This is a genomic window from Paenibacillus sp. JT22N1, from assembly GCF_059692155.1.
Genome location: NZ_JCAUAW010000001.1, coordinates 536,208 through 552,445, shown reverse-complemented (window position 1 = coordinate 552,445; position 16,238 = coordinate 536,208). Strand labels below are relative to the sequence as shown.

The following is a 16,238-nucleotide window of genomic DNA, read 5'->3' as shown; positions in this document are numbered from 1 at the left end:
CCATTTCTACCATTTTTTAGTTCAAGCCTTCCAATAGTGTTTTCACTTGAGGGTGAAGGTTCAATGCATTCAGAACGATTGTAAATGCCTCCGCACGTGTAGAGCCGCCTTGCGGATCGAATACGCCTTTGTCTTTGCCGCTGACGATACCCGCTGCTGCAGCATCTTTGATTAGATTTGCCGCATACGGGCTTGCGTTTGCCATATCCGTAAAGTTGCCTTTCGAAGCATCTTTGTCCACCTTACTTAAATCCATAATACGGGACAAAATGATGACCATTTCTTCACGGCTGATCGTTTTTTCCGGCTTGAAGGTTCCGTCTCCGTATCCGGCAATAACTCCTGCGCTTGCAAGTTTGTTAATTGCGTCTTTAGCCCAATGACTGTTAATGTCGTTCAGTTCAACCACATGATTATCGCTGCCGATGGCATCGAATACGCGAGAGATGATCACTGCAAACTCTGCGCGTGTGATTTGACCGTTCGGATGAAACGTTCCATCCTCATACCCATCGATAACTTGTAATTTCACGAACGTACCAACGGTCTTTTCGGCCCAGTGTCCTTTCATGTCAGCTAGTTCAACCTTTTTATCAGCTTTCTTGGCTTCCTCTACTTTGGACTTGATCGCTTCAATTAATTTTTCTACATTAACAATCTTGCCGTCGAATACAGGATCTGTCGGCTTTGATTCAGGTTTTGGTTCAGGTTTTGGCTCAGGTGTTGGCTTAGGTGTTGGTACTGGAATTTGCTCCGACGACGTATCACTATCGCTATCGCTATCGCTAAGAGTGCTTACAGTTACCTCTGTACTCCATTCACTAGCTCCTGCCGCATTTTTAGCTTTCACCTTATAGGTATGGCTTGTGTTTGCTGCAAGACCTGTGTGTGTGAATGGATTTGCAACATCCGTTTGAATAACATCATCCACCATCAAGTCATAACCCGTTGCGTCTATTGAATTCTTCCATGTTACGTTTATCTGTGACGTACTTGCTGCTGTTCCTGTCAATTCTGTAGGTACAGCTGGAATTTTGCCAACTTGACCGCCTTTCTCGGACACGGTTACCTCATGGAAGGCACCAGCTGCCTGCAGCTCTTTCCCTTGTTCGTTTGCAATTACAACATTATCGATCGATACTGTCGTCTTAGTAGAAGCTTGCGTTGCAGCTTTGGCTTTAAATTTGAATGCAAGCAAATCGCCTTGGGCAGGCACGTTCGCACCCACTCTGGCAGCCATAATCCGGATTTGTCCCGGCGCTGTCTCCTTTTGATCGATGACTTGGAAGCCGTCCTTCAGTGATGCAATCGAATCGAGCTGCAAAATCGCCGGATTATAGTGAAGCGTCAAATCTTGGGCATACAACGACTGGTATACGCTTTGCGTAACGCCGGTCAGTCCCACTCTTAGATTGAACATTTGGTCTGTGTTCACCTTTTCCGGTCCGGCTAACACCGTTTGCGGCTTATCCGAAGGTGCCGGTACCGAATCCAGAAATACGTTGATCTCCGAAGCCGAAGCATATCCGTTGACGCCCGCCGTTACTTCGAGCTTGACGAATGATGCATTTGCCGGTGTAAAAGTTGCAATTTTCTCTTTAATGTCGTTTGCCCAATTTCCGCTTGTAACCTTTGTAAAGGTCACCCCATCCGTACTTACATAGACATTGTAGCCTGTAATATTTCCGTTACCGAGTGATGGCATCGGCAAAGCCGTGACTTTATTGATATTGTAGGTTCCTCCGAGGTTTAATGTAATGGACTGAGGAAGAACATTGGATTTATCCCACTTTGTATGCCAAAACGTCTGTGGGTTTCCGTCAATCGCCATGGATGCAGCATTGTTCATAGACACCATTTCTTGGCTAGTTGCTGTAGCTGTCATTTGTGACTGAGGGAGTCTATTCACAGTTACGTTAATGCTTGTTGTCAATGGAACGCTGTTCGGGTTATCGACTCCGTAAGGCAGGGTTACGGTTCCAGGCACCGTGAAGGTCTGCACCGTCTTGATCGCCGGATCGTAGCTAATTCCGCTTACATCCCACGTTACAATTGCGTCCACATTTCCTCCATCAGTTTCAAGAGCAATTTTTCCGGGCAATCCAAGAGCTGTCACTGTCTTGTCCGTTCCGATAATCGCAGATACCGATGCAGGCGCAGTGATGCTGTTTAATTTAACACTGTTAACATTAATTTCAATGTCCTGCGACGAACGGTTATACACGGAATCGTCGGCGAACACCCTGATTTTATATGGAGTACCCGGCGACAAATTTGTAAACTTATATTGCCTGTATACATCGTATGGTTTGTCCATCGGATACGAAAGGCTGTTAAACGATTTGTCCACTTTCCCCGTGAGCTTGTTGATAAGCTGTATATTATATTCCATACCCCGCACATTGTCATTTGCTTGCTTTATTGTAAAAGCAACTTCGTTGGCATTCAAGGAATCGATCTTAATGCCCTCATCAAACTGCGGAGCTATGAGTTCTCTTATATCTTTCTTGCTATAGCTAAAGGCATCTTTGCCTTCGCCAACGTTGACTACACGAGGTATGCTTACAAATTCATCTGTAGCTAAATTATACTGCTTGAGGATCAATTTAGTACCGTAAACCTCTATGAAATTCGAGATGCGAGGTGTGGTATGATAGCTTCCATACGCGCCTTCTATATATCCGCCGAACGGACCGTCATCTTGATAACTGGAATAGTTCGAACCACCGGAATCGAGAAACGAAGCCGCACCTTGATAGAGAGAACGTTCGTCGGTCGGGTCATATTGCGTATGACCTGACATATAGAACACCTGCGAAAAATTATTGTCGGCAATAAATTTACCGAAATTATTACTTGCACCGCTGCTCCATGCCGATCCCCACACGGTTCCGCTTATCGGGTAGTGAGACATTGCAAATATGGGTTTTGTTGGATCATAATCCGCTTCACTTTTGATTTGGTTGAGGTAATCCTTGGCTTTTCCCACCGTGCTGCTGCTGTTAATATTTGCATCAAAACCAATCAAATTATATCCTTTTATCTTTACCCTATAAGCACTGTTATAGAAATCGTTATCGTACGAATTCGTAGATTCGTTCCACGCGCCCGCCGTACCGACAGGTATTAAATTTTCGGTGCCGTTCATATCATGGTTGCCTTTTACAATATATAACTTCGTAGTGTTAAATAAGCCCTCAGCTTTAAGTTTATTGTATACTTTTGTAAGATCACCCATCCACAGATAATCTTGGGCATTGTTACCGGCGGTAATGTCGCCAGGCTGCACCAATACGTCGGCCTGCGGGAATACTTTCAAGGCTTTTCTATAATCTTCTTCCACGCGCGCGACTGATCCGGGATGGATTTCCGGGTCGCTGCTATCCGCTATATTTAAATCGGCTGGAGTTAATGTTTTATTGCTTTTTTGATAGATGAATATGGCGTTGTTTAGTTCACGTTCGTAATAATTGATGGTTTCCTGTGTATATAATTTTACTTTTTGTGTTGTTGCAACCGTAGCTGCCGTATTCAAAACCTTTTTCAAATAATCAAAATCGGTTTGGCTGAAGCCGCTGCCGAGACCGCCTGCCATGAGTGTATTTGCTTCTGATATTGTGTCGTTAAGTGCGTTCATATCTACTTTATTTAAACCGTAACTATTATAATTAGCTTGAACTACATCACTGCTAATTGCACCTTTCCAAACCTTCAGATCAGCGATATCGAATGAATTACCACCATTGCCGCCCACTCCGTCGCTGCCTATATTTAATGGGTTCGATGTATCTAAAGTTCCGACCCCCAGCGAAGTTTCAGCCATTTCGTAACCATCAATATACAACGACCCGAGCATTTTATCTCTGTCTACAACAAATGTCACGTAACGCCAAGCGGAAGCATTAAACGTGTCGCGCCCAAATTTTACTGATGTGGTCGGGAATCCTAAATTCATATTGACCGAATTGGCTGATGTATAAATCGCCCAGCCTGCGTTAGAGCTCTTACTAAAATCTTTGTTCGATACTATTACCTGATTATCCTTAGTGTCGCCCTTATACCAGAAGGATGTGGTAAAACTGCCATTACCAACATTCAAGCTTTGCGTCGTACTGACATAATTGCCGTTTCCGCTTTCTAAGTGCAGAGCTTTGGTCCCGGGTAATACACCGTCTACATAACTATAATTTCCATGTACCATCAACGATTGCCCTTGATTTGCATCGTCGTTTAAATTATTATCGAATTTTATTGATGCCATAAGGGGGTTGGCATTTAATACGTCACTCTCTGCATTTGCTGCCGTGTTCGATAACGTACCGATTAACATCATTGATGCGAGGGTAAAGGATATAACTCTTTTCACTACAGAAAACCTCCATACTTTAGTTTTTCAAACAAACAATGATGATCGAAAAAGTCTGATGCGATAAATAAAGGCATTTAAATCCGTAAGCACCACCTCACAAAACGTTCAATTTTTTTTTTAGATTTGTAATTCTCACATTAAAAGATCTGTTATTTCATATGTGTACAAAAAATACTGTACAATAAACTCGCGATCAATAGGTTAATTACATGTAAAATGCGGGTTTATTTATTGTAAACATGAGGGTGCAATCCGCCATATCAATGAACCTTACTGCTTAACTTCAAGCCGATGACACCGATAATGATGAGCGACATCCAAGCCAATTTGGTTATATCGAATGATTCCTTGAAAAGTACAAATCCTACAAGCGTAATTAGAACTATACCAACGCCTGACCAAATCGCGTAAGCAATACCAACTTCAATGTAGGTTAGTGCAAAGTTAAGCAGAGTAAAGCTGCAGCCATATAAAACAAACATCAATAGAGACGGCCAAAATCTAGTAAATCCTTCGGATAGCTTCATTGCCGTTGTTCCCGATAATTCAAACAGGATGGCAAGTATGAGGAATATCCATCCCCAACCGCTCTCAATCTTCATTTATGGATGCCTCCAAGTAAAGATAGGAGAACGTGGAGACGAGCACATCGGCGTCTTTAAGCCAGGGTTCGTTCGACTGTTCAACATCTTTACGCCCAAGTCCTATGGCAACTGCAACCCCTGCTGATTTCCCCATCTGCATATCGCTATTCGTATCCCCAATCAAGGCAACCTGATTTGGTGCTACACCGAGCTCTAAGCAAGCCTTATGTACCATTTCGGGAAAAGGCTTCCCCTGTTTCACCTGATCGTTTCCGATAATAACTTTAAACAGCTGGCGGATTCCCATCCATTGCAGGTGTTTTTCCGCTTCCGCTGTCTCATCAGCAGTAACAATCCCAATGGGTATTCCTTGATCCTGGCATCGCTTCAAAAAGTCAATAACGCCTGGTAGCGGATAAGCCGGACGAACCTGTTCCATTTCTTCATCCGCCAAGCGCTTACTTTCTCTTGCAAACCTCATGGATTCACTCCAAGGAAGTCCTAGTCGGTAACCTTGCCATGCCAATATGGCGAGTAGGTCTCCAATCGATCCCATGGCGAGTGGACCGTTTCTACTGTAATCAGAGATATGTCCGTTGGCATCATGAACCGTTCCCCACAAAACCGAGATGGGATCAATGACCCCAGTTCTTCCAACAGCCAACACTTTACTTGAATAATGACGGTATAACGACTCGCTCCAATATCCCCAAAGACTTATAAAGTCAAGCAGTGTCCCATCCTTATCAAATAAAACCCCCTTTACAGAATAGCTTCTCTTGTTAACAATCAAATTCGACATTTCTATCGCTCCTGTGATCCTCAATTAGGTGAATACTAACTATCTTTCCTAACCAGTAGTGCTTCCGTTCGCCGACGTATCCTCCCAGACAACAACATCACAACTGTTCGCATAATCAGGTTTGCCAGTATGATAAGCAGCGACATGGCCGCCGCCTGAGCTGTATCACCTGAATCCTCCATGTTAACAATCGCCACGGCTGCCGGTTTCAAGTCCGGCGCATACAAAAAGATGATCGCTGACACCGTAACCATGCTGTTGATGAAATAATACATAAAGATCTCCAAAATACTCGGCAGAGACATCGGTACCGTCACCCTGAGCAGGGTCCGATACCACGGTACATTCATCGTTTCTGATGCAGCCTCAAACTCGCTATCAAGCTTCTTAAGCGCCGAGGTCATCGTTAAAAACGAAACCGAATAAAAATGTACTATATTACATATGATCACGATCCATATGGTACCGTATAGCCCATTTAAGGGTTGGTTCGGATTGTTAAAGTAGAATACATAAATGAGACCTAGCACCAATCCCGGCAATGCGAGCGGCAGCATTGATAAAAAATAAGCGGCATTGCGCAGTAATACATAACCACGCGACTTTTCAATGAGATAGGCAAACATAAATGTCACCACAGTGCCAATCAACGCAGCACCAGCCGAAATGACCAAACTGTTAACAAACGGTCCCGTCCCGTCAAAAAAACCATCATAATGAGAGAATGAGAATTGTAAGTTATAAGGCCATACTTTCACTATCGACCCATAGATGGCCACAAGGATAATGCTAAGAATGGCAGCTGATACAATTGAACAAAGCATGTATAAAAGGCCGTCACGCAGCTTGTTTTCCTCAATTCGATAGGGCATTGATTTCGCGCTGAGCCACCCACTCTGTTTTCGTTGTGAAATTCGGTCTATAACAAACGAAAAAACGGCAGGAATTAACAGCAGCACACCAACAGCAGCCCCCATTTGCATGTTTTGTTGTCCAATCACTTGCTTGAACAAATCGGTTGCAAGAACATTGTACTGTCCACCTACAACCTTGGGTGCCCCAAAATCTGTAAACGTCAGGACAAAACAAACAAAAATCGTGCTAATGAGTGCAAATTTGGTACCTGGCACGGTAACTGTCCAAAAGGTACGCCATTTCGAGGCACCCAGGGTTTCCGCTGCTTCATATAATCGATAATCCGAGCTCGCAAGAGCAACCGAGAGGATAAGAAATGCTTGTGGAAAGGTATATAAAATTTCGGATAAAACAATCCCTATCTGTCCATAAAGCTCAATTCGAAATTCAGGCAGCACACCGAAGAACCCGGTAGAAATCAATCCTTGATTACCAAATAAATAGATTAACGCTAATCCGTGCAGCATCGAAGGCGCAAAAAGCGGCAGCAGCGCTATCGATCGAAAAAACCATTTCCCCCGGATCCCGCTTCTCTCAAGCGCATAAGCAAACCCGAATCCAAGCGTCACTGCGATTACGGTCGTAATCGATGAAACTTTAATGGAATTCCATAACGAAGTGACTAAAGACGGTGTCGAGAAGTATTTGGCGAAATTGGCTAGTCCAATAAAATGTCCTTCTTGATTACTTACGGCTTTCATCACGAGTTCCCCAAGAGGTAGCAGGATCGTCATTATTAAGGTGAATGTCATTATTAAAATGAACCCGTTTTGACTCCATGTGTTAGAATTCGGTCGTATTCGTTTTAACCACATTTGCATGACCAATTACCTCCTTATCCAACCGCACTATTCGATACCGCATCAAACCGAATAACATGTTCATGTGGTAAGTTAAATGTTACCTTCTGATTAGGTTTGATATTAAAGGTCACCATAGCTTGCGTTGGCAGATCAACGGTAAGGAATTGCTGAAGCGGAGTATCCTGATGATCTAATAATTCTAGAACCAAACGGTAGTGAGTCCCTCGATATTCGAATTCCCGTACGATACCCTGTCTGCCCTTCTCATGGCCTTCCCGAACCAATTGAACATGCTCTGGACGAATAGCCAATATAGCGTTTCCTTGTTTTCCCTTATCCGTTTCGATAAAGCTTACTGCTCCAATAAAATCAGCAACAAAGGGACTATTAGGGCTTTCATATACTTCATTTGGAGTGCCAACTTGAATGATTCGTGATTGGTTCATGACCACAATGCGATCAGCCATAGTTAAAGCTTCCTCTTGATCGTGCGTCACCATAATTGTCGTCATGCCGAATTGTCTATGCAGACGGCAAATTTCACGTCGCAGCTTGACACGAACTTTGGCATCAAGAGCGGATAATGGCTCGTCCAGCAACAAACAATCTGGCGAAAAAGCAAGCGCCCGTGCAAGAGCTACCCGTTGTTGTTGGCCTCCCGATAATTGAGCTGGTACTTTATGGTGTTGATCTCTTAACTCCACTAATCCAAGCAGTTCATCTACACGATCCCCAATTTGAGACTTGGTTAAACGATTGCGAAGTCCATACGCAATATTCTCGGAAACTGATAAGTTAGGGAATAAGGCATACGATTGAAACATCATGCCGAAGTTCCGTTTTCCGGCCGGTACAGAAGTGATATCTTTTCCTCCAATGGTCAAAAGTCCCCGATCCGCTTTTTCTAGCCCCGCAAGGATACGCAACAGCGTTGTTTTGCCGCAGCCGCTTGGTCCTAACAGACAGATAAACTCATGTTGATTAATATCTAAATTTATTTCCTGCAACGCAGTTTGCTTCCCGAAATGTTTGGAAAGATTACGCAGCGATAAATATCCTGGCTTCATCACAAATGCCCCTTTTCAACTAATTTACCTAACGAAAACTCAGAAAATGGGAAGGATGCCTAACCTAGGCATCCCGTAATAATAAATAACGTTTACTTTTTCGGCTCCGATTTGGAATCGTATTTCTTTGCCCAATCTGCCAGCACAGATTCACGGTCTCTAGCAGCTTGATACAAATCCAACTTGGTCAATTGCGATACCGGATCTTTACTGTAGCCATCTGGAATTTTGTTTCCTTCTTGTTTAATACTTAAGATAGCGTAATTTTTATTGTATTCCTTCATCGGCTCAGCACTAATCGCCCAATCCAAGAATAACTTTGCTTCCGGTTTAATGTCTTTCTTTTTCACTAATGCATTGGCTTCCATATCCCAGCCTGATCCTTCTTTAGGGAAAATGACTTCAATCGGGGACCCTTTTTTCTTCTCCAGAATGCCGCTGTATCCATATGAGATACCAATAGGAACTTCTCCTGAAGCTGCCATTTTCGCCGGTTTGGATCCAGAATGAGTATACACCATCATGTTTTCATGCAGCTTGTCCATAAAAGTCCACGCTTTATCCTTGCCGTAAAGTTGGATAAGTGCATTCACGGTTAAGTATCCCGTACCTGAGGATGCAGGATTTGGCATAGCGATTAATCCTTTGTATTCCGGTTTAGCCAGATCCTCGTACGATTGGGGAATGGCCAAGTGGCGTTTTTCCATCTCCACCTTATTTACAATGATGGCTGTCTCCCAGATATCAATACCGACCCATTTTGGAATACTCGATTTATCTTTAAATTCAGGCAGCACCTGATCTACACCTTTAGGCGCATAAGCCTCTAACATTTTTTGATCATCCATAACTAGCAAGCTTGTTGCGGCCAAACCCCAGATGACGTCCGCTTGAGGATTTTCTTTCTCTGCAATCAACTTGGCTGTCATGATCCCTGTCGAATCACGAACAATGTTCACTTTAATCGTAGGATTCTGAGTCTTAAATGAAGTAAGATAGGTCTTAATTTGTTCTTCTTCCATTGCAGAATAAACGGTGATTTCCGCTGGTTTGTTTGCAGTCACAGTTGCTGTCGGGCTCGGTTGACTGCTGCTTGAGGCTGCGCTATCTGGCTTCGCTGTACCACAGCCTGCCAATACACCAGTAATAAGTAACATAGACGCAATTGATTTCCATTTCGTTTTCATTGTTGATCCCCTTTACTTGATATAATAGTTTTGATAACTAATCCACAAAATTCAATTTATATTTAATTATGTGGATTTAAACCAAATTTCTTTCCATATAACTATTCTGTACAATATTTATTGTACATTAAGAATATATTTTTTGTGTCAAACGACCGTTAACTCAGTGTAAAGATTATGTAAATACAGAAATTCTTTTCTTTTGTCTTAAACAAGTAGTTTTTGCTATAATAGTAGTAATTCAAACAAAATCTATTGAATCTTTCAGTCGATCTGAAATAGGGAAGTGAACATTCTAGTGTCTCAAAAAGAGGAAAAGAACACATCAGAACAAAGGTTGCGTATCAGACAAGACATGATTGATGCTATTGCAGATACGATGGATTTGTACGGTGCAACTCATTCATCCGGTCAATTGTATGGGATTATGTTCTTTGAAGATCGACCAATGACTCTCGATGAGATGAAAATTCGCATGAATATGAGTAAAAGCAACATGAGCTATGCGGTTAGATCATTGGTAGAATCCCAATTGGTAAAAAAGTTAGAGGAAAAGCAGGAGCGAAAAGAACTGTATGCTGCGGAGGTCGATTTTTTTCTTGCGTTTCAAAACTTCTTCACGCACAAACTCCAACATGAAATCAATGTAATGACAGAAGCCATTAGTAAAGCTCTTCCTGAATTGACAGAATTGATTCTTGACGAACATATAACAGACCAAGAGCGTAATTTTGCTCTTCAAGATTTATATAAACTTCGGCATGGGCAAACATATTACGTTTGGCTCCAGCAGTTTGTCGACGCCCTGAAGCGAGGGGAATATTTTAATAATCATTCTTCACCAATTGATTGCTGATTTTTCACATCTGTACACAATCCCCATCGTCGAATTTGATGGTAACCGATATTGTAGCCCAAGCGATGGAGAATAGATATCCGATAATGATCAGGGCTATGCATTCGATCCTATTGACATGAACGTTTCCGAGAATCCAAGGAGTTATTGGTACCTTGCCCTCAGTACGTCTGAGAGAGCCACCTCGGCGGAGGTGGCTCTTTTAATTTGTGGCGGCCAATTTATTTGTTTATACTATAATTTGTTTGTAGTACAGCATTATTTTGCTTTGTTGACATTTTAGAAAGTAACAGATCACAACTCTCTTATCCCGACTGAAACAATATCATATCTAAGCTTAAATCAAGGGGATGAACGACAGTAATGTATAATTATTCATAATAATGCATTACACTAAAATCCCATCCTGGGTAGCTAAATTTAATAATCAGACGGCCCTAAAAAGTCTCAGGCTGCCTGCTGTTTCAGTATTCTGTTGATGTCTTTCGGAGTTTGAGTTTATGTTTTATCGAGACGAATAAAAACAGGATTATAGGGTAAATCATCCCAGCGTATATACCGTAATTCGTCATCCAAGCATTCAAGGTTTTCCTTTGTTCTGGTGTTACCACTAATATGCTAACCGTTAGGATAAAAACAGGAACCACTTTCAATGCTGATTTCTGCTTTATTGATAGCACATGTTTTAAACCACGTGATGCTACCCACAAACTGAATAGGAGATTCGGGAACATATGAAACAGGAACATGGAGACCACGAGGAAATCAATGCGTTGAAGAAAAGGCAGCTCAACTTCAGTAAACAATGACAAGGTGGGATACTTATTATTTATGAGCTGGTGCAAATCAAAGTAAAGAAGTGTCATGATCACAATGATGACATAGAGTAAAGTTGTAGTCAGCAACGCCAATTGGGAAAAAAGAGAGACCTTCTCTTTTTCCTTCACGAAAGGATACACAAAATAGAGAATTTCATATCCGTAGAATGAATATTTGATTTCAAAGGCTCCGACTAACAAATCAGAAAGTTTGGCATTCATAATTGGTAATAAGTGATGCCAATCGGTAAATTGCATAGCAAAATAAAGCAAAGAAAACAATGAGATGGTGATGATAATCGAAACAAAGCAGAAACCAATAATAACGCGAATCCCACCTCGAACCCCATAGATACACAAAGCAAGTATCACAGAATTGAAAGCCCATCGGGGTATGTCTGGAAATAACCATGTTTGTATGATTTCTTCAAAATGAATGGTGATCGTACAACCAAGACCGAAGAAGTAAATGATATAGAACATATTTGCGAATTTCGCTAACCATTTGCCATACAAATCATCGTGAATTTGATATAAATCCTTTGCCTGATAATACCGTAGCGTTTTGATCATCACCCATACGATAAGTTGAGTGACAAGCCCGGCGAAAATAATGGATATCCAGGCATCATGCCCAGTTATCTCATAAATATCTTTACTAAATCCCGAGGAGATGACTCCAAATTGATTAGAAATGATGATATAGAATAGCAAAAAAGCGTTAAAAGCCGTATAGTTTTTTCTTTGTTTTTCGTTCAATGTTTTCATCACCTCCATCATTCCATTGCCCCGGTACCTAGTATTTTTACATCCAAATGAACAGTGAATTTCGCCTTTTTATACATCTCGTGCCATTCTTTGCTTGACAGTTTTACACCGCGCACTGAACTTTGATAACGTTCGCCAAAACCGATTGGATCACTTCCCACCTTTTGCAATTTATGCAGAACTTCTTCAATTTCTCTTTTGATAGTTATCGCGAGGAGCTTCTCCAATTCTTTATTCGATTGAGGCTTCGACAGGTCAAGTCTGGGGGAAAACTCTTGAATCCTTGCCATCATCCGTACTTTTATTATAAAAGCAATCTCTTTTGGACTTGTCAGAGTGATGTCGCTTTTGCTTGAAATATTATCAAGAATGACTCGAATAAATTTTCCGCGTTCCTTCCCTTTCACTTCTTCTTTCCAATCTGCACGTTTAATGGAAAGTTCGATGGTACCCCTTTTTAAGCGATCGCGAACGAGCATTAAGTGAATGCTCTTCCGAGCGGGAAGTTCTCCGACCATACGTTCATCTTTAAATAGGGCAATGTCAGACAGATGGATCTCGTTTCCTACTCGCCGCACCACAGGGACAACAGGATCTTTCCCTGAAGAATAATAGTCGTGTAAGAATTCATGGAGAGTAGAAGAAATGATCTTCTCTCCCTGCACATTCTGTGTCACGTTTTTATTGAGAAATGAACCGACATTGCTCATTTCAGGAAAACGATGTATCAAAATATCCTTTGCTGTCCCTTTGCTGACTAAAACAGAGAGTCGATTGCCTATGGTTACGTCACGGCTTAATGTATCAATCAAATTGATGATTCCATTGGCTGCAAGCTTGTCCTGAACAACGACTACTCGCAGTTGTCCCGATACGATTTTTTTGACGGATTCTCTATTTGAACTTTCCCATATGCCCTTTGAGGTAAAGGCAGTGCTTGCGATTACCGTAGCACGTTCTCTTGCCTCCTTATCAAATTGATAGAGCACACTTGTTCCAAGTATGCGATCATTTCCGAGATCATCATACCCCACTGCAATCGGCAGCGCCAATCTATCCAATATATGCTGCTCCACACACCCGACAGTTATGGCGGCACTAAGGAGAATAAGCAAAAGCAGGTACCCCGCCTTACTCTTTTTGCTCATCATTCATCCCCCTCATTATGACTCCCTATCTAACGTTGTTCTCAAATGGCGATTCGTAAATATCTTCATCTGGTTTATAGTCTCTTTTGAACTGCTGCTTGTCTTTTGGTCGAGTATAGGATGTTCGTTTAGCCAATAAATCAATGGGAAAACGGATGAGATCATTTTTCATATCAGAGATTCTTGGTGGATAGTACGGATGCAAGTAAGGGAATCCAAGACTTGTTTGGCGTAATAAATGGAGAAGCAAAAAGCATGCTCCCAGCGTGACTCCTAGCAGTCCCCATATTCCTGCCAAGATGATCATAGGAAAACGAATGATCCCAATGGCTGTACCCATCATGTGGATGGGTGTTGTAAACGATGACAATGCTCCCAAGGCAACGATCATAATGAGGATGTTGCTTGTAAAACCGGCCTGTACAGCTGCCTGACCTATAACGATACCACCAACTATACCCATGGTTTGTCCTACTTTTGTCGGTAACCTCGCCCCAGCTTCCCGCAATAACTGGATGATAAATTCCAGAATCATTGCTTCAAACAAAGGGGGAAACGGCACTTTGGACCGTGATATAGCCAAAGAAACAAGCAGTGCGGGTGGAATCATTTCATAATGGTAAGTAAGAACAGCTACGTATGCCGACGTAATGAAAAGCGAAATCAATAAACCGAATAAACGCATCAGTCGGATAAATGTCGGTATCTGCCAGCGTAAGTAAGTATCCTCGGTAGATTTCAAGAAGTCGAAGAATGTACATGGACCAATGATAGCAAATGGACTGCCGTTCACAAGAAGGGCTGCTCTGCCTTCGAGCAGCGATGCAGATACACGATCCGGGCGTTCTGTTGTGATAAGACTAGGAAAAATGGATTTCGAATTGTCATCAATGAGTTGAATCAATACATGAGAATCGGTAACACCATCGATTGTCAAATTCGTTATGCGCTGCCTAATGGCAGAAATGGTATGTTCGTTGACGAGATCCTTCACATAAAAAAGCGTTACGTCTGTCTTTGTTCTTCTTCCTACAGTAAAAGATTCCGTCTCCAGTGCCGAATTTGGTATATAGTTGCATAGAATGGCTGTATTGACTTCCAGCGATTCGTTAAAAGCAACTTGCGGTCCATAAATTTGCACTTCTACTTCAGGTGTTGACAAGGATTTTTTTGGTATTTGGGAAGCATTGAGAATGATTCCATGCGATTGACCGTCGATATGTAAATAGATCCAACCTTTAAAAATGTATTCAATAATTTGATCGATCTCATCGATGATGTGTAATTCACCGATATGGATTTGCCCAATCAGTTGTTCTGCATCGCAAGCATTCCATTGATCACTTTGCAAAGGAGGTAAAATATCTCGGTGCAAAAGCGTTTTGTCAATGAGAACATCAAGATAAAAAAGAACAAGCGTACTGTTGGTATCGCGAAGGTATTTCACCTGAAATCCTTTACGATTTTGAAATTCGGCTGATAAATGCTTTGCCATTTCCTCTGCAGTTGTAAAAAACGATTGTATTGCAGACATAGAAGGCCCTCATTTTTCAGTGAAATTCATAAGTATTTTTTTCCATAAGTGAAGTATGAGCGGATCGCTGATGTTTTATTCGTCAACTAAAGGTGAGCGTGCACTTGGCACCTCCATTTCGGACTACTAGGGCATAGACCCGTAGAGCCATGGGATGGTGAACCCACAAGGAAATTGTTGAGTATGCGTGCAGAAGAATAACATACGACCAGAACAAGGTTGTTTATCCACAAGTAAATCAACTAGCAGGATATGCAGTGATTCACCATCGATCGTAACATCCAGATGGCCGTTGTCGAAGCTGTCTCCTCGCCCTCTTGTCTCCCGACCGTTCAATGAAGGGCTTGATTGAGCTTGTCAATCAGGAATACCGCTTTACCCCGCTGGATTTCGTCTTTCCCGTGCTGCACGGCCAAAACGGAGAAGACGGCACCGTGCAAGGGCTGCTCCAGCTTGCGAACCCCTTCCGTTGACTAAAAAAACACCAAACAAATAGAGGTTCCCCCCTATCTGCTCGGTGTTTCTTACGGCATCACCTAATGGCTTTTATGCCATTAATTTAATTATTTAAATTTTTTCTTTTTTACCTCGTTTGTTTATCTCATGCAGCAGCCTAACAATTTCACTGAAACCTATAACAAATATACCGAATACAATACTATTGCCCCACCAACTAAATGCTATGTTCCACATAAAACATGTATCTTCTTAGAGTAAAGAATACTGTCTGTAGGGAAATGAAGATTTGCCATAATAAAGCCGAGGATTATTCCTACGATAATTTCAACTAACCCGATGATCTTGAGTGCTTTAGCAACAGAATTCTCACTTACATAAATTGAATTTGAGGTACTGCTAGTCTCACCATAAAACTTTCTTCTAGCCTCTTCTTGTTGTCTCTGTTGTCTCTTCAGATCATCATCTTCCATTGTCACACGTCCCTGTAATAAATTTCAATTATTACAAAATAAAATAGAACTGTGATGTTTCATAAATAATTATAAAACGGAGCCCACAAAAGCAAGCTCCTCAACTATCGTTACCCGTTAGCTTAATCAGAACACAGGTTTCAGTTCTCCCACTCTTTCCAGAAATACCATTCACCACTGTTATTTAGTGCAAAAAGTGATTTGCATTGCTTACATCTTAAAATTGCACCAGAAGGATATTTGGGGTTATCTTTATATAATTTGGGTAGACATTTCTCGTATCCACATTTAGGACAAACTTGGCGCATATCTTTTCGAGCTTTCATAATATAACTCCGTGTCGTCGGTTTGTTCTTATTTTATATATTAACATTCTATTCAGCAATCCTGCCCTTTAGTTGAGAAGGCTGCCGTTCAAAATGCTATCGGCAGCCTTCTCTTTATGTCTATTCAGCTAT

At 41.8% G+C, this 16,238-nt stretch carries 11 protein-coding genes and 1 pseudogene; 2 read left to right on the top strand and 10 right to left on the bottom strand.

Translation table 11 applies throughout. From position 1 onward, the window contains the following. Window positions 1–16: 16 nt before the first annotated feature. The 6 genes from AC58UU_RS02560 to AC58UU_RS02535 all read right to left on the bottom strand — a co-directional run bounded on the left by AC58UU_RS02560 (window position 17) and on the right by AC58UU_RS02535 (window position 9,727). Window positions 17–4,366, bottom strand: a complete 4,350-nt coding sequence (locus AC58UU_RS02560) for an S-layer homology domain-containing protein (RefSeq protein WP_497312672.1) — start codon at window positions 4,364–4,366, stop codon at window positions 17–19. Between the two features lie 263 nt (window positions 4,367–4,629). Beyond that, a complete protein-coding gene (locus tag AC58UU_RS02555) occupies window positions 4,630–4,971 on the bottom strand; it encodes a DMT family transporter (protein ID WP_497312670.1) in 342 nt (113 codons plus the stop codon). Beyond that, complete coding sequence (locus AC58UU_RS02550) at window positions 4,961–5,755, bottom strand: HAD family hydrolase (RefSeq protein WP_497312668.1); 795 nt, start codon at window positions 5,753–5,755, stop codon at window positions 4,961–4,963. Before AC58UU_RS02550 ends, AC58UU_RS02555 begins: the two co-directional genes overlap by 11 nt. Before the next feature lie 35 nt (window positions 5,756–5,790). Then, on the bottom strand, window positions 5,791–7,491 hold the full coding sequence (locus AC58UU_RS02545; protein WP_497312666.1) for a putative 2-aminoethylphosphonate ABC transporter permease subunit: 1,701 nt from the start codon (window positions 7,489–7,491) through the stop codon (window positions 5,791–5,793). 14 nt (window positions 7,492–7,505) lie between these two features. Then, entirely contained in the window at window positions 7,506–8,540 is a 1,035-nt protein-coding gene (locus tag AC58UU_RS02540) for an ABC transporter ATP-binding protein (RefSeq protein ID WP_497312664.1), read from the bottom strand. 92 nt (window positions 8,541–8,632) lie between these two features. Further along, window positions 8,633–9,727, bottom strand: coding sequence for a putative 2-aminoethylphosphonate ABC transporter substrate-binding protein (locus tag AC58UU_RS02535; protein WP_497312662.1), 1,095 nt, complete (start codon window positions 9,725–9,727; stop codon window positions 8,633–8,635). Window positions 9,728–10,082: 355 nt separating this feature from the next. Between AC58UU_RS02535 and AC58UU_RS02530 the strand changes: the two genes are divergently transcribed. Continuing rightward, a complete protein-coding gene (locus AC58UU_RS02530; RefSeq protein ID WP_497312660.1) occupies window positions 10,083–10,583 on the top strand; it encodes a GbsR/MarR family transcriptional regulator in 501 nt (166 codons plus the stop codon). 464 nt (window positions 10,584–11,047) lie between these two features. Here the strand turns inward: AC58UU_RS02530 and AC58UU_RS02525 are convergent, their stop codons facing one another. Genes AC58UU_RS02525 through AC58UU_RS02515 form a run of 3 tightly spaced genes read right to left on the bottom strand, consistent with a single transcriptional unit; the run spans window position 11,048 to window position 14,851 of the window. Next, entirely contained in the window at window positions 11,048–12,160 is a 1,113-nt protein-coding gene (locus tag AC58UU_RS02525; RefSeq protein ID WP_497312658.1) for a GerAB/ArcD/ProY family transporter, read from the bottom strand. A 17-nt stretch (window positions 12,161–12,177) separates the two neighbouring features. Continuing rightward, complete coding sequence (locus tag AC58UU_RS02520; protein WP_497312656.1) at window positions 12,178–13,317, bottom strand: Ger(x)C family spore germination protein; 1,140 nt, start codon at window positions 13,315–13,317, stop codon at window positions 12,178–12,180. Window positions 13,318–13,342: 25 nt separating this feature from the next. Continuing rightward, entirely contained in the window at window positions 13,343–14,851 is a 1,509-nt protein-coding gene (locus AC58UU_RS02515) for a spore germination protein (protein WP_497312654.1), read from the bottom strand. A 299-nt stretch (window positions 14,852–15,150) separates the two neighbouring features. Here AC58UU_RS02515 and AC58UU_RS02510 point away from each other — a divergent pair. Continuing rightward, a pseudogene (locus AC58UU_RS02510) lies at window positions 15,151–15,312 on the top strand (D-alanine--(R)-lactate ligase); the annotation flags it as partial. Window positions 15,313–15,531: 219 nt separating this feature from the next. On the opposite strand, the gene AC58UU_RS02505 reads toward AC58UU_RS02510, so the two are convergent. After that, window positions 15,532–15,780, bottom strand: coding sequence for a hypothetical protein (locus AC58UU_RS02505; protein WP_497312652.1), 249 nt, complete (start codon window positions 15,778–15,780; stop codon window positions 15,532–15,534). Window positions 15,781–16,238 lie beyond the last annotated feature (458 nt).

Coding starts and splice junctions, on each gene's coding strand:
- AC58UU_RS02540 (WP_497312664.1), bottom strand. CDS start 8,540: ATGAAGCCAGGATATTTATCGCTGCGTAATCTTTCCAAACATTTCGGG.
- AC58UU_RS02545 (WP_497312666.1), bottom strand. CDS start 7,491: ATGCAAATGTGGTTAAAACGAATACGACCGAATTCTAACACATGGAGT.
- AC58UU_RS02530 (WP_497312660.1), top strand. CDS start 10,083: ATGATTGATGCTATTGCAGATACGATGGATTTGTACGGTGCAACTCAT.
- AC58UU_RS02535 (WP_497312662.1), bottom strand. CDS start 9,727: ATGAAAACGAAATGGAAATCAATTGCGTCTATGTTACTTATTACTGGT.
- AC58UU_RS02515 (WP_497312654.1), bottom strand. CDS start 14,851: ATGTCTGCAATACAATCGTTTTTTACAACTGCAGAGGAAATGGCAAAG.
- AC58UU_RS02555 (WP_497312670.1), bottom strand. CDS start 4,971: ATGAAGATTGAGAGCGGTTGGGGATGGATATTCCTCATACTTGCCATC.
- AC58UU_RS02550 (WP_497312668.1), bottom strand. CDS start 5,755: ATGTCGAATTTGATTGTTAACAAGAGAAGCTATTCTGTAAAGGGGGTT.
- AC58UU_RS02520 (WP_497312656.1), bottom strand. CDS start 13,317: ATGAGCAAAAAGAGTAAGGCGGGGTACCTGCTTTTGCTTATTCTCCTT.
- AC58UU_RS02505 (WP_497312652.1), bottom strand. CDS start 15,780: ATGGAAGATGATGATCTGAAGAGACAACAGAGACAACAAGAAGAGGCT.